At 74.9% G+C, this 14,490-nt stretch carries 12 protein-coding genes and 1 tRNA gene; 1 reads left to right on the top strand and 12 read right to left on the bottom strand.

Annotation, left to right across the window (positions count from 1 at the left end; all coding sequences use genetic code 11):
- Positions 1–25 precede the first annotated feature (25 nt).
- The 12 genes from ACQFYA_RS15240 to argS all read right to left on the bottom strand — a co-directional run bounded on the left by ACQFYA_RS15240 (position 26) and on the right by argS (position 14,171).
- On the bottom strand, positions 26–487 hold the full coding sequence (locus ACQFYA_RS15240) for a Cg1360 family ATP-synthase-associated protein (protein ID WP_499125574.1): 462 nt from the start codon (positions 485–487) through the stop codon (positions 26–28).
- Entirely contained in the window at positions 484–1,752 is a 1,269-nt protein-coding gene (locus tag ACQFYA_RS15245; protein WP_499125575.1) for a glycosyltransferase family 4 protein, read from the bottom strand. Before ACQFYA_RS15245 ends, ACQFYA_RS15240 begins: the two co-directional genes overlap by 4 nt.
- Entirely contained in the window at positions 1,749–2,576 is an 828-nt protein-coding gene (locus tag ACQFYA_RS15250) for an L-threonylcarbamoyladenylate synthase (protein ID WP_499125577.1), read from the bottom strand. Before ACQFYA_RS15250 ends, ACQFYA_RS15245 begins: the two co-directional genes overlap by 4 nt.
- A 5-nt stretch (positions 2,577–2,581) precedes the next feature.
- Positions 2,582–3,466 (bottom strand): peptide chain release factor N(5)-glutamine methyltransferase, encoded by an 885-nt coding sequence (gene prmC, locus ACQFYA_RS15255; RefSeq protein ID WP_499127554.1) that lies wholly within the window; start codon positions 3,464–3,466, stop codon positions 2,582–2,584.
- A gap of 88 nt (positions 3,467–3,554) precedes the next feature.
- A complete protein-coding gene (gene prfA / locus ACQFYA_RS15260) occupies positions 3,555–4,646 on the bottom strand; it encodes a peptide chain release factor 1 (RefSeq protein WP_499125579.1) in 1,092 nt (363 codons plus the stop codon).
- Between the two features lie 175 nt (positions 4,647–4,821).
- Positions 4,822–5,031 (bottom strand): 50S ribosomal protein L31, encoded by a 210-nt coding sequence (gene rpmE, locus ACQFYA_RS15265; protein ID WP_380325151.1) that lies wholly within the window; start codon positions 5,029–5,031, stop codon positions 4,822–4,824.
- Between the two features lie 140 nt (positions 5,032–5,171).
- Positions 5,172–7,202: a transcription termination factor Rho gene (gene rho / locus ACQFYA_RS15270; RefSeq protein WP_499125581.1), complete on the bottom strand. Its 2,031-nt coding sequence runs from the start codon at positions 7,200–7,202 to the stop codon at positions 5,172–5,174.
- 262 nt (positions 7,203–7,464) lie between these two features.
- Positions 7,465–8,466 carry a homoserine kinase gene (gene thrB / locus ACQFYA_RS15275; RefSeq protein WP_499125583.1) on the bottom strand — a complete coding sequence of 334 codons (1,002 nt, stop codon included), beginning with the start codon at positions 8,464–8,466 and terminating at the stop codon, positions 7,465–7,467.
- Between the two features lie 35 nt (positions 8,467–8,501).
- Complete coding sequence (gene thrC, locus ACQFYA_RS15280; RefSeq protein WP_499125585.1) at positions 8,502–9,608, bottom strand: threonine synthase; 1,107 nt, start codon at positions 9,606–9,608, stop codon at positions 8,502–8,504.
- A 2-nt stretch (positions 9,609–9,610) separates the two neighbouring features.
- Positions 9,611–10,924, bottom strand: coding sequence for a homoserine dehydrogenase (locus ACQFYA_RS15285; RefSeq protein ID WP_499127556.1), 1,314 nt, complete (start codon positions 10,922–10,924; stop codon positions 9,611–9,613).
- A gap of 164 nt (positions 10,925–11,088) precedes the next feature.
- Positions 11,089–12,507, bottom strand: coding sequence for a diaminopimelate decarboxylase (gene lysA, locus ACQFYA_RS15290; protein ID WP_499125586.1), 1,419 nt, complete (start codon positions 12,505–12,507; stop codon positions 11,089–11,091).
- Positions 12,504–14,171, bottom strand: a complete 1,668-nt coding sequence (argS, locus tag ACQFYA_RS15295) for an arginine--tRNA ligase (RefSeq protein ID WP_499125587.1) — start codon at positions 14,169–14,171, stop codon at positions 12,504–12,506. Before argS ends, lysA begins: the two co-directional genes overlap by 4 nt.
- A 119-nt stretch (positions 14,172–14,290) precedes the next feature.
- On the opposite strand from argS, the gene ACQFYA_RS15300 reads away from it, so the two are divergent.
- Positions 14,291–14,363 (top strand) — tRNA-Arg (locus tag ACQFYA_RS15300).
- Positions 14,364–14,490: the final 127 nt, after the last annotated feature.

Consider the following 14,490-nt stretch of genomic DNA (forward strand, 5'->3'; position numbering starts at 1 on the left):
AGCACCCTGGTCAGAGCGGGCGCCTTCACGGCTGCACGTAGGGCACGCGGCCGCTGTTCACCGCGCGGTAGTCGAGCAGGGCGGACCCGATCGCGCCGACCGCGAGCACCGCGATCAGCACCCAGGGCGCGTAGAACGTGGCGCCCTGGAGCAGGGCGAGGACCACGATCAGGACCACGATCTTGGCCACCCACGCGCCCATGACGAACGCCGCCATGCGCGTCGGGCTCGAGCCGACGGTGCGCATCATCGACCAGATCGTCGTCGCGCAGAAGAACGCCGCGATCGCCGCGCCCACCAGGGCGCCCCACAGGCCGGGCAGGCCCGCGACCAGGAGGCCGATCCCGCCGCCGAGCACCACCAGGGCGCCGACGAGGATGAACGTGTCCCGCAGCGCCGTCCGCAGCACGGCACGCTCCGCGCGGGTGGAGTCGTCCTCTGCCGCCTCGGGCGTCGGGTGGGTGCCGGGGGTGTCGGGCGTCGTCATCGCGGGCGTCCTTCGTGCGTCGTCAGGGTGGGCGGGGCCGGCGCGGCCGGGGCGGAGGTCGAGGAGGATGAGCTCGAGGACGTGGCGGACGCCGGCGCCGGGTGCCCCTGCGCCGGGGCGACCGTCGGGTGGCTGCCGGTGGCGACGTCGTCGTCGAGGAAGCGGCCGCGGGTGCGCAGCGGGCCGAGGGTGAGCAGCAGCGCGACGACCACGGCGACCCCGAGCCCGGCGAGCACGGCCCGCCAGTCCCACCGCACCAGCGCGGCGGCGCCGAACGAGAACACGGCGGACCACACGTAGAGGATGAGCACGGCACGGCGGTGGGAGTGCCCCAGCGCCAGCATGCGGTGGTGCAGGTGCATGCGGTCGGGGTGGAACGGCGACTTGCCGGCGGCGAGGCGCCGCACCACCGCCATGCCCATGTCGAGCAGCGGCAGCAGCACCACCGCGACCGGCAGCAGCAGCGGGATGAACAGCGGCACCCGCTGCGCCCCCGAGAGCGCGTCGCCCGTCGACACGGGGTCGATGTTCCCCGTGATCGTGATCGCGGCGCCCGCGAACACGAGCCCGAGCACCATCGATCCCGAGTCGCCCATGAAGATGTGCGACGGGAAGAAGTTGTGCGGCAGGAAGCCGAGGCACGCCCCCACCAGCACGGCCATCATGAGGGTCGCGAGGTTGGAGTAGTCCGTCGGCGTCGCCTGCTGCGTCAGGCCGTACGTGTAGAGCAGGAACGCGGAGCCGCCGATGGCGATGACCCCCGCGGCCAGTCCGTCCAGCCCGTCGACGAAGTTCACGGCGTTCATCGCCACCACGACGACCAGCACGGTCGCGAACAGCGAGAGCCGCGACGACGTGATCACCAGGCCGTCCGGCGTCGGCAGCGACGTGAGCTGCACCTGCTGCCACGCCATGAAGCCCGCGGCGAGCGCCTGGCCGGCCAGCTTGGTCATCCAGTCGAGGTCCCACACGTCGTCGGCCCAGCCCAGCAGGCAGACGATCGTCGCGCCGCCCACGATGCCCCACACCTGGGGCCCGCTCTCGTACACGCCGGCGAGGAACGGCATCCGCGAGGCCAGCACGACCGCGACGATGATGCCGAGCAGCATGGCCAGGCCGCCGAGCCGCGGCGTGGGCCGCAGGTGCACGTCGCGCGCCCGCACGGCGGAGATCGCGCCCGTCCGCCGCGCGACCCAGCGCGCGCCCGGCGTGGCGAGGTACGTGACCGCCGCCGAGACGAGCATCAGGAGCAGATACGCCCTCACCCGGCGGACTCCTCGGCGGGCGCGGTCGCGGGCTCGTCCTCGGGCGTCCCGCCGGCCGTCGGTGTGGCCGGTCCCGCCTCGGGAGCGGCATCGGCCTCGTCGGCGGACCCGGTGGACTCGGTGGACCCGGTGGACCCGGTGGACCCGGTGGACTCGGTGGACCCGGCGGTGTCGTCCGGCTCGTCGGCGCCGCGGACGGGCGCGACCTCGTTCAGCTCCTCGAGCGTGATCGCCCCCTGCCGCACGACGCGCAGGTGCTCCCCGGTGGCGTCGACGATCGTCGACGCCACGCCGCCGGGCGCGTCGCCGCCGTCGAGGTAGATGGTCACGGAGTCGCCGAGCTGGGCGCGCGCGTCCTCGACGTCGAGCGCCGCCGGGCTGCCGGACACGTTGGCGCTCGAGACCGCGAGCGGGCCCGTGCGGCGCAGCAGCGCCAGCGCGGCCAGGTGGTCGGGCATGCGCAGCGCGACGGTGCCGTGCGTCTCCCCCAGGTCCCACTGCAGCGAGGGCTGCGCCTGCAGGATGATGGTGAACCCGCCGGGCCAGAACGCCTCGACCAGCTTGCGTGCGTCGTCGGGGACGTCGGTCGCCAGGCCGTCGAGGGTGCGCACGTCGGGCACCAGCACGGGCGGCGGCATCTGGCGGCCGCGGCCCTTGGCGGCGAGCAGGGCCGCGACGGCCTCGCCGTCGAAGGCGTCGGCGCCGATGCCGTAGACGGTGTCGGTCGGCAGCACGACGAGACCGCCGCGCGAGACCGTGTTCACCGCCTCGTCGATCGCCGGGCCCCAGGTGTTCGGATCGGTGACGTCGTGCACGCTGCTCACGGGGATCAGTCTGTCACGGTTCGCCCGGCCGCCCGCCGCGCGACGACCATGCGCGGGCGGCCGGTGAGGTCGTCCGCGGTGCGCGCGGCGTCGAACCCGCCGGCGTCCGCGACCATCGCCCGCGCGGCCTCCGCCTGGACCTCCGCGTGCTCCATGACGTAGAGCCCGCCGGGGCGGAGCAGCCGCGCCGCGGCCGCGGTGACGCCCCGGGGCACCTCCAGGCCGTCGTCGCCCAGCCCGTAGAGCGCGACCGCCGGGTCATGCTCGGCCACCTCCGGGTCCCGCGGCACGGCGCCCGGCGGCACGTACGGCGGGTTGGACACCACGACGTCGACCGTGCCGTCGAGGTCGCGCAGCGCCGTGCGCGCGTCGCCGCGGACCAGGTGGACGACGGCCGCCGGCGTCGAGGCGCCGACCGCCGCGACGTTGCGCGCCGCCCAGCCGTGCGCCGCGGCGTCGAGCTCGACCGCGTGCACGCGGGCGCCCGGCACCTCCGTGGCGACGGCCAGGGCGATCGCCCCGGACCCGGTGCACAGGTCGACCACGACCGCCGAGCCGCGCAGCGCCACCACGCGCGCGGCCTCGTCGACCGCAGCCTGCGCCACCTGCTCCGTCTCCGGGCGGGGCACGAAGACCCCCGGCCCGACGACGAGCTCCAGGTGGCGGAACGGCGCCACCCCGGTGAGGTGCTGCAGCGGCTCGCGGGCGGCGCGGCGCGCGACGTGGCCGGCGAACCGGGCGGCGACGCCGTCGGGCAGGTCCCGGTCCAGCACCGCGAGGCGCCGCGTCTCCGCCCGGTCCGCGCCGAGGGCGTGCGCGAGCAGCGACTCCGCGTCCACCCGCGGGCTCGGTACCTCGGCCGCGGCGAGCCGCGTCGTCGCCCAGCGCACGGCCGCGCCGGCGGTGGCGGGCACCGCGTCGGGCACTGCGTCGGGCACTGCGTCGGTCACTGGGTCGGTCACTGGGTCGGGCACGGTGTCAGGCACCGGAGCCCGCCGCCGCGAGCCGGGCCGCCTCGTCGGCGTCGACGGCCGAGCGCACCACCGGGTCGAGGTCGCCCGCGAGCACGTGGTCGAGGTTGTACGCCTTGTACCCGGTGCGGTGGTCCGCGATGCGGTTCTCCGGGAAGTTGTAGGTGCGGATGCGCTCGGAACGGTCCACGGTGCGCACCTGGGAGCGCCGCACGTCGGCGGCGGCCGCCGCGGCCGCCTCCTGCTGCGCGGCGAGCAGCCGCGCCCGCAGCACGCGCATCGCCTGCTCCTTGTTCTGCAGCTGCGACTTCTCGTTCTGCATCGAGACCACGATCCCGGTGGGCACGTGGGTGATGCGCACCGCCGAGTCCGTGGTGTTCACCGACTGCCCGCCCGGTCCCGACGAGCGGTACACGTCGATGCGCAGGTCGTTCTGGTCGATGTCCACCTCGCCCGGGTCGTCCACCTCGGGCAGCACGAGCACCCCCGCCGCCGAGGTGTGGATCCTGCCCTGCGACTCGGTGACCGGCACGCGCTGCACGCGGTGCACGCCGCCCTCGTACTTGAGGCTCGCCCAGACGCCCTCGGCCGGGTCGGACACGCTTCGCGCCTTGATCGCGACCTGCACGTCCTTGTAGCCGCCGAGCTCGGTCTCGGTGGCGCCGAGTACCTGGGCGGCCCAGCCGCGCCGCTCGGCGTACCGCAGGTACATGCGCAGGAGGTCGCCGGCGAAGAGCGCGGACTCGTCGCCGCCCTCCCCCGCCTTGATCTCGAGGATGACGTCGCGCGCGTCGTCGGGGTCGCGGGGCACGAGCACCCGCCGCAGCCGCTCCGAGGCGCCCTCGGCGGCGGCGCGCAGGTCGGGCAGCTCCGCGGCGAACGTCTCGTCCTCGGCCGCGAGCTCGGCGGCGGCCTCGGCGTCGTCGCGAGCCTGCTCCCACGCCCGGTACGCCGCGGCGACCTGGTTGAGCTCCGCGTAGCGGCGTCCGAGCGAGCGGGCGCGGCCGGCGTCGGCGTGCACCGCCGGGTCGGCCAGCTCTCGCTCGATCTCGGCGTGCTCGTCGAGCAGCGGCCGCGCGGCGGCGAACGAGTCGGTCATCGGTTCTCCCGGTCCGGGCGCGAGGTGGCACCGGGCCCGACGGGGAGCTACCTCACCGGGATGCGGACTACCTCGTCGAGATGAGAACTACCTCGGCAAAGCAACAGCGCCGGTGGTCCGACGTCCGACTGCCCCTGGAGAGGTTGTCGGGCGGACCACCGGCGCTGCGGGGACGCTACTTCTTCTTGCCGTAGCGAGCCTGGAACCGGGCCACGCGGCCACCGGTGTCCAGGATCTTCTGCTTGCCCGTGTAGAACGGGTGGCACGCGCTGCAGACCTCGACGTTGATCTTGCCGGAGGTCGCGGTGCTGTGCGTCGTGAACGTGTTGCCGCAGGTGCAGGACACCTCGGTGACGACGTACTCGGGGTGGATACCGGACTTCATGATGCTCCTAGGTGTGATGCCACCGGGTCGCCCCGCAGGACAGCGGGCCGTGAACCGGAAGGCCGACGAACCATTGTGCCAGAACGCGGACGCGCCCTGGAAATTCCCGGTCCGGACCCCGCGGGGCCCGGACCGGACGATCAGATCGTCTCGCCCGGGTTCTCGTCCGAGAGCCCGGCCGGCGTCGTCTTCTGCACGTGCAGCAGGAACTCGACGTTGGTCTTGGACTTCTTGAGCTGGCCGAGCAGGAGCTCGACCGCCTGCTGCTGGTCCAGCGCGCCGAGCACGCGGCGCAGCTTGTAGACGATGCCGAGCTCGTCCTTCGCCATGAGGATCTCCTCGCGGCGCGTGCCGGACGCGTTGACGTCCACGGCCGGGAAGATCCGCTTGTCGGCGAGGTTGCGGGACAGGCGCAGCTCCATGTTGCCCGTGCCCTTGAACTCCTCGAAGATCACCTCGTCCATCTTGGAGCCCGTCTCCACGAGCGCCGAGGCGAGGATGGTCAGCGAGCCGCCGTTCTCGATGTTGCGCGCCGCGCCGAAGAACTTCTTCGGCGGGTAGAGCGCCGCGGCGTCGACACCACCGGAGAGGATGCGGCCCGACGCCGGCGCCGCCAGGTTGTAGGCGCGCGACAGGCGGGTGAGCGAGTCGAGCAGCACGACGACGTCCTGGCCGAGCTCGACCAGGCGCTTGGCGCGCTCGATCGCGAGCTCCGCGACGATCGTGTGGTCCGACGCCGGGCGGTCGAACGTCGAGGCGATGACCTCGCCCTTGACCGTCCGCTCCATGTCGGTGACCTCTTCGGGCCGCTCGTCCACGAGCACCACCATGAGGTGGACCTCGGGGTTGTTCGCGGCGATCGCGTTGGCGATCTGCTGCATGATGATCGTCTTGCCGGCCTTGGGCGGCGCGACGATGAGGCCGCGCTGGCCCTTGCCGATCGGGGCGACGATGTCGATCACGCGGGGCGTGAGGCGCGTGGCCTCGGGGTTCTCCAGGCGGAGGCGCTCCTGCGGGTACAGCGGCGTCAGCTTGGTGAACTCCGGCCGCTGGCGGGCCTCGTCGGTCGACATGCCGTTGACCGAGTCCAGCCGCACCAGGGCGTTGAACTTGCTGCGGACGTTCTTGCCCGCCGGCGGCTCCTCGCCCTCGCGGGGCTGGCGGATCGCGCCGACGATCGCGTCGCCGCGGCGCAGGCCGGCCTTCTTCACCTGGTTGAGCGACACGTAGACGTCGCCTGCGCCCGGCAGGTAGCCGCTCGTGCGCACGAACGCGTAGTTGTCCAGGATGTCCAGCACGCCGGCGACGGGCAGCAGCACGTCGTCCTCGCGCACCTCGACGTCCTCGAGACCGGCGACGTCGGGCGCGTTGCCCCGGCCGCCGCTGCGGCTGCGCTTGCGGTCGCGGCCGCGGTCGCGACCCCGACGGCGGCGCGAGCCGCCCCGGTCGTCGTCCTCGTCGCGGCGCTGACGCTCCTCGCGCTGCCCGCCCTGCGCTCCCTGACCGCCCGGCGCGCCGGAGCGCTGCTGGCCGGAGCCGCCGTCGTTCGAGCGGCCCTGGCCGGATCGCTGACCGTCGCCGTCACCGGCGCCCTGGCCGCCGGCGCTCTGACCGCCGCCGTTCTGACCGCCGGTGTTCTGGCCACCGGAGCGACGGCCGCCCCGCTCGCGGGGCGCGGCGACGGCCTCGGCGAGCTCGGCGAGGCGCGCCTCACGGTCGCCCTCGGAGCGCTCGCCACGCTGCTGCTGGCCGCCCCGGGGGGCCTGGTGCGCGGGGGCGTCCGCCGCGGCACGCTGCTGCGGCGCGCCCTCGCCCTCGCCCGCGGAGCCCGCCGTGCGGGTGGCGCGGCGCGAGCGGCGCGGGGCCTCGGCCCCGTCGGCGCGGGGGGCGCGCTCGGGCGCGCCAGAGATGGTCTGCTCGGCCGGGGCCTGGGCCGGGGCGTCGCTGCGGACCGTGGGCGCCACGGCGGTCGCCGCGGCGACCGGGGCACCGGCGGTGCGCGCGCCCTGGCCGCGCGCGGCCCGGATCGCGTCCTGCAGGTCGCTCTTGCGCATCCGGGACGTGCCCTTGACGCCCATGCCGGAGGCAAGCGTCTGGAGCTCGGCCAGACGCATCGAGCTCAGGTTTCCGGATGCGGCGGAGCCGTTCCGGCTGTCGGTGGTGTTCGTCACGAAGGACCCTTCCCCCTCGAATGCGGCCCTCAGATGTCACGGGCCGGGGTGGCTGCCGTCCAGGCGCGGGAGGCACCGAGACGCGTGGAACCTCGCATCAGTGGTACGACGACGTCGGCTGGCGGGGTTGGTGTTTCGCCTTCTCGCGGGACTGTCGCGGCGGTCGTGCACCGCATCGCAACCACCGGGGCACCAGGCTCTGACCGGACACGCATGCGCGTCGTGCGGGAAGAGGGAGTGCCCTCGCGGTCATCCCGAAGGCTCACCGCAGCATATCACCTCGTGCCCGCCCCGAGGCCGACACGCCAGACCCGTCGGACCCTGCGGGAGCGCCGCCCCGTGCGGTCACGCGCCGCGCCACCGCGCCGTCCGTGTCCACCCCCGGGCGGAGCGCGCGCCAGCCCGCCACGTCGTCGACCAGGTCGGCCAGGAGGGCGTCGAGCCGGCCCGTCCCCTCTCCCGAGGTGAGCACGAGGACCGTGGGCCCCGCGCCGGAGATCGTGGCAGCGAGCCCCTCGGCCCGCACGGCGCGCAGCAGCTCCGCCGAGCCCGCCATCACGGCGGCGCGGTAGTCCTGGTGCAGCCGGTCCTCCGTGGCGTCGAGGAGCAGCTCGGGACGCCGCGCGAGCGCCTCGACGAGCAGCGCCGCACGACCGGCGGTGAACGCCGCGTCGACGTGCGGCACCTCGGCCGGGAGGACGCCCCGGGCGCGGCTGGTGGCCAGCCGGTGGTCCGGGACCAGCACCGTGGCCTCGATGCGCTCGTCGACGTCCAGGTCCACGGCGCGCGGCCCGTCGCCGGACTGCCAGGCGAGCGTCGCGCCGCCGCGGATCGCGGGGGCGGCGTTGTCCGGGTGGCCCTCGAACTCGGTGGCGATGCGCAGCACCGCGGCCGCGTCGAGCACGTGCGGGTCGGCGAGCAGGGCCCGGGCCGCGACGATGCCCGAGACGACGGCCGCCGACGACGAGCCGAGGCCGCGCGCGTGCGGGATGCGGTTGACGCACCGCAGGCGCAGGCCCGTGCGCGGGGCGCCCGCGAGCTCCAGCGTGTGCCGCAGGGCGCGCACCACCAGGTGGTCCTCCCCCGACGGCACCTCCCCGGCGCCCTCGCCCTCGACCTCGACGACGACGTCGTCGCTCGCGAGGAGCTCGACCTCCAGGTCGTCGTGGAGCGCGAGGGCCAGCCCCATCGCGTCGAACCCCGGTCCGAGGTTGGCGCTGGTGGCGGGGACGCGGACGAGCACGTGGTCGGCGCCGAGCTGCATGGAGTTCCCCTCTCCGGGGGCCGGTCGGAGGTGTCTCAGTCCAGGCCGAGCGCGTCGGCGATGGACACGACGTCGGCGCTCACGCGGGTGGGCACGACCTCGCCGCCGTCCGGCGTGCGCAGCGCCCACTGCGGGTCCTTGAGGCCGTGGCCGGTGACGGTCACGACGATGCGCGCGCCGGCGGGGACGAGCCCGCGCTCGGCGCGGGCGAGCAGGCCGGCGACGCCGGACGCCGACGCCGGCTCCACGAAGACGCCGACCTCCGCCGACAGCACGCGGTGCGCCACGAGGATCTGCTCGTCGGTGACCGCCTCGATGACGCCGTTCGACGTGTCGCGGGCGTCCACGGCCTGCTCCCACGACGCCGGGTTGCCGATGCGGATCGCCGTGGCGATCGTCTCGGGCTGGTCGACGGGGTGACCCTTGACGATCGGCGCGGCGCCCGCGGCCTGGAAGCCCCACATCTGCGGGGTGCGGGTGGCGGCGGCCGGGAGCCCGTCCCCGCCGTCCAGCCCCGCGTACTCGCGGTAGCCCTTCCAGTAGGCCGTGATGTTGCCGGCGTTGCCCACGGGCAGGCAGTGGATGTCGGGGGCGTCGCCGAGGGCGTCGACGATCTCGAAGGCCGCCGTCTTCTGCCCCTCGATGCGGTCCGGGTTGACGGAGTTCACCAGCTCGACCGGGTAGACCTCGGCGAGCTTGCGCGCCGCGACGAGGCAGTCGTCGAAGTTGCCGTCCACCTGGAGCAGGCGCGCGCCGTGCGCGACCGCCTGGCTCAGCTTGCCCATCGCGATCTTGCCGTCGGGCACGAGCACGGCGCACGTCATGCCCGCGCGGGTGGCGTACGCCGCCGCGGAGGCGGACGTGTTGCCCGTCGACGCGCACACCACGGCCTTCGCGCCGCGGCCCGCAGCCGCCGAGATGGCCGTCGTCATGCCGCGGTCCTTGAACGACCCGGTGGGGTTCATGCCCTCGACCTTGACGTACACGTCGGCGCCCGTGCGCGCGGACAGCGCCGGTGCGGGCACGAGCGGCGTGCCGCCCTCGCCGAGCGTCACGACGCGCTCGCTCAGGTGGGCGGGCAGCCGGTCGGCGTACTCGGTGATGACACCGCGCCACTGGTGGGCAGGCTGGACGGTAGGCAAGGTCAGGCTCCCTCGACTCGCAGGACGGACGTGATCTCGTGCACCGGCTCGATGCCGCGCAGCGCCTCGACGGTCGCGGCGAGCGAGGCCTCGCGCGCGGCGTGCGTCGTGAGCAGGAGCGCGGCGGTGCCCTCGGCGACGTCGACGGCGTACGGCTCGTCGGGCGCCTGCCGGACGGTGTCGATGGAGACGCCGTGGTCGGCGAGCACCTGCGCCACCTGCGCGAGCACGCCGGGCCGGTCCGCGACGGCGAGACGCACCTGGTAGCGCGTCACCGCGGCGTCGTGCGGCAGCACGGGCAGCGAGGCGTAGGCGGACTCCCGGGGGCCGTGGCCGCCGACGAGCCGGTCGCGCGCGGCGGAGACGAGGTCGCCGAGCACCGCGGACGACGTCGGCCGCCCGCCCGCGCCCTGGCCGTAGAACATCAGCGGGCCGGCGTCGTCGGCCTCGACGAAGATCGCGTTGAAGGCGCCGCGCACGGCGGCGAGCGGGTGCGCCGCGGGGACGAGCGCCGGGTGCACGCGGGCCGAGACGCCCTCGGCGGTCTGCTCGGCGATGGCCAGCAGCTTCACGACGTACCCCGTCTGCTGCGCGGCCGCGACGTCGGCCGCCGTCACGCCGGTGATGCCCTCGCACGCGACCTGGGACAGGGAGACCCGGGTGTGGAAGGCGAGCGACGCGAGGATCGCCGCCTTGGCCGCGGCGTCGTGCCCCTCGACGTCGGCGGTCGGGTCGGCCTCCGCGTAGCCGAGCGACTGCGCGTCCTTGAGCGCCTCCTCGAGGTCCAGCCCGTGCGTGGTCATCTGGTCGAGCACGTAGTTGGTCGTGCCGTTGACGATGCCCAGCACCCGGCGCACGTGGTCGCCCGCGAGCGACTCCCGCACGGGGCGGACGATCGGGATCGCGCCGGCGACGGCCGCCTCGAACGACAGGTCGACGCCCGCCGCGTCGGCGGCCTCGAAGAGCTCCGGGCCGTGCGCCGCGAGCAGCGCCTTGTTGGCCGTGACGACGCTCGCGCCGGCCGCGATCGCCCGGTGGATGAGCCCGCGGGCCGGCTCGATCCCGCCCATGAGCTCGATGACGAGGTCGGCGCCGTCCACGAGGGACTCCGCGTCCTCGGTGAGCAGGTCCGCGGGCACGACGCCGCCGACGCCGTCGCGCGGGCGGCTCGCGTCGCGCACGGCGATGCCCACCAGCTCCAGGCGCGCCCCCGCCCGGGCGGCGAGCTCGTCCGCGTGCTGGACCAGCGTCTGGGCGACCTGCGAGCCGACGACGCCGCAGCCGAGCAGGGCGACGCGCAGCACGGCGGGGCTCACGTCGGCCGTGGGTGCGGTGGTGGCCCCGGAGAGGGGCCCGGGGGCGGGGGCTGCAGGCACGGGAGAACCTTCGGACGGGATGCCGGGACGGTGGCCAGGATAGCCGCGGCGCAGCGGCGGGCGGGCCGCCGTCCACGGGCGGCCGGCCCGCCGGGCGGGCGGGGTCAGCCCTGGTCGAGGGCGAGCAGGTCGTCGACCGTCTCGCGCCGGACGAGGACGCGGGACGCGCCCTCGGCCACGGCGACCACGGGCGGGCGGGTCAGCAGGTTGTAGTTCGACGCCATCGACCGCCCGTACGCGCCCGTGGCGGGCACCGCGAGCAGGTCGCCGGCGCGCACGTCGCCGGGCAGCAGCACCTCGTGCACCACGATGTCGCCGCTCTCGCAGTGCTTGCCGACGACCCGCGCGAGCACCGGCTCGGCGTCCGACGCCCGGCCGACGAGCTCCGCGTGGTACTGCGCCTCGTACAGCGCGGGCCGGATGTTGTCGCTCATGCCGCCGTCGACGGACACGTACGTGCGCACGCGGCCGTCGTCGAGCGCGACCGGCTTGACCGTGCCGACCGTGTAGAGCGTGAGCCCGGCCGGGCCGACGATGGCGCGCCCCGGCTCGATGGAGAGGCGCGGCAGCGGCGTGCCCAGCTCGCCGCAGACCGCGGCCACCGCGCTCGCGACGTCCTTGGCGATGCGGTCCGGGTCCAGCGGCACCTCGCCCGGCAGGTACGCGATGCCGTAGCCGCCGCCCAGGTCCACCTCGTCGACCAGCACGCCGGTGCGCTCCGCGAGCTCCGCCCGCAGCCGCAGCACGACGCGCGCCGCCGCCTCGAAGCCCGCCGGGTCGAGGATCTGCGAGCCGATGTGGGAGTGGATGCCGAGCAGGTGCAGCTCCGGCCGCGCGACGACCGCGAGCAGCGCCCGCATCGCGGGGCTGTCCGTGGTCTCGACGAGCTCGGTCTCGACAGGCTCGACCACCGGGGCGGGGTTCACCGAGAGCCCGAACTTCTGGTCCTCGTGCGCCGTGGAGATGTACTCGTGCCCGCCGGCGTGGACGCCCGTCGTGACACGCACCATGACCGGCGCGACGACGCCGCGGGAGGCCGCGAGTGCCGCCACCCGGTCGATCTCGACGAGCGAGTCGACGATGATCCGCCCGACCCCGGCGTCGAGGGCGGCGAGGATCTCCGCGTCCGACTTGTTGTTGCCGTGCAGGCCGATCTCCGCGCCGGGCACGCCGGCGCGCAGCGCGACGGCGAGCTCGCCGCCCGACGCCGTGTCGACGCGCAGCCCCTCCGCGCGGGCCCAGCGCGCCACCGCGACGGTGAGCAGCGCCTTGCCGGCGTAGTAGACGTCCACGCCGGTGCCGACCTCGGCGAACGCCGTGGCGAAGGCCGTCCGGTACCCCCGGGCGCGGGCGCGGAAGTCCGCCTCGTCGAGCACGTAGGCGGGCGTGCCGTGCTCGGCCGCGAGGTCGTGCACGCCGACGCCGGCCACCTCGACGGCGCCGTCGTCGCCCCGCCGCACCCCGGTCGACCAGGGCACGCCGAGGACGCCGGCCGTCGCGCCGGACCGGGAGGGCGCGGTCACATCCGCTCCGGGGCGGACACGCCGAGCAGGTCGAGGCCGTTGGCGAGCACCTGGCGCACCGCGTCGTTCAGCCACAGGCGCGTGCGGTGGGTGTCGGTGACCTCCTCGTCCGGGTACGGCGTCACGCGGCACTCCTGGTACCACTTGTGGTAGTCCGCGGCGAGGCCCTCGAGGTAGCGCGCCACGCGGTGCGGCTCCCGGAGCTCGGCGGCCTGGGACACGATGCGCGGGAACTCGGTGATCCGGCCGACGAGCGCCGCCTCGGTCTCGTGCGTGAGCAGCGCCGGGTCGAAGGCGTCCGACCCGTCCGCGGCGGTGCGCGCGACGGCACGGTCGGCGGCGTTCCGGTCGACCGCGCAGGTGCGGGAGTGCGCGTACTGCACGTAGTAGACGGGGTTGTCGTTGCTCTGCTTGAGCATCTCCTCGCCCGACAGGGACAGCGGCGAGTCCGCCGGGTAGCGGGCGAGCGAGTAGCGCAGCGGGTCGGACCCGAGCCACTCGATGAGGTCGTCCATGTACAGGGCGTTGCCCCGGCGCTTGCCCATGCGCTCGCCGCCGATGTTGACGAGCTGGCCGATGAGCACCTCGATGTTCGCCTCCGGGTCGTCGCCGGCGCACGCGGCGATCGCCTTGAGGCGGTTGATGTACCCGTGGTGGTCGGCGCCGAGCAGGTAGATCTTGCCCGGGAACCCGCGGTCCTTCTTCGACAGGTAGTACGCGGCGTCGGCGGCGAAGTACGTGGGCTCGCCGTTCGCGCGGATCATCACGCGGTCCTTGTCGTCGCCGAAGTCGGTGGTGCGCAGCCACACCGCGCCGTCGACGTCGAACACGTGGCCCTGCTCTCGCAGGCGGGCGACGGCCTGCTCCACGGCGCCCGAGTCGTGCAGGGTGCGCTCCGAGAACCAGACGTCGAAGTGCACGCCGAACGCGTCGAGCGTGCGGCGGATCGCCTCGAGCTGCGCCTGGTAGCCGAGCTCGCGGGCGGTCGTGACCGCCTCGTCGGCCGGGAGGCCGAGGAGGTCGGGCTCCTGCTCGAGCACCTCGGCGGCGCGCTCGGCGACGTACTCGCCGGGGTACCCGCCCTCGGGCACGTCCTCCCCCTTGGCGCGGGCGATGATCGACGCGCCGAACTTGTCCATCTGCGCGCCGGCGTCGTTGATGTAGTACTCGGCGGTCACGTCGGCGCCGGCGGCGCGCATGATCCGCGCGAGGGCGTCGCCCAGGGCCGCCCAGCGGGTGTGGCCGATGTGCAGCGGGCCCGTCGGGTTGGCGGAGATGTACTCGAGGTTGTGCACCTGGCCCGCCAGGGCGTCGGTGCGGCCGTACTGCTCGCCGGCGGTGACGACGGTCCGGGCGAGCTCGCCCGCGGCGCCCGCCTCGAGCGTGATGTTGAGGAAGCCGGGGCCGGCGACGTCGGCCGCCTTGACGCCCGGCGTGGCCGCGAGCCGTGCCGCGAGGTCCTCCGCGAGGGCGCGCGGCGTCGTGCCGGCCTTCTTCGCGAGCTGCAGCGCCACGTTCGTGGCCCAGTCACCGTGCTCGCGCTGCCGGGGTCGCTCCACGTGGACCGAGGCCGGGACGGCGTCGGCGGGCAGGGCGAGGGTGCCGTCGGCCACGGCCGAGGCGAGGGCAGCGCTGAGTGCTCCGGAGAGCTCGTCGGGGGTCACCGGGCGATTCTACAAAGCCGACGACGGGCCCCGTGCGAGCGTGTGCCACCCCGTCCCCAGGTGCTGGTATTCTCGTGCACCGTGCCGAGCGCATCAGCCCTGCTGACCGATCGGCGCCCGCGCCTGTAGCTCAGTGGATAGAGCGTCTGCCTCCGGAGCAGAAGGTCGGGGGTTCGAATCCCTTCAGGCGCACACAGCGAAACGGCCCTGGTCATCGACCAGGGCCGTTTGTCGTCTCCGTACCGCCGGAGCCGGAGACCCGACGTAGCGATTCCTCCGCGTCCCGTCTCGGGAGGCGGAGGAATCGCTACGTCAGTGC

It is taken from the genome of Promicromonospora sp. Marseille-Q5078, from assembly GCF_050315395.1.
Classification (GTDB): domain Bacteria; phylum Actinomycetota; class Actinomycetes; order Actinomycetales; family Cellulomonadaceae; genus Isoptericola.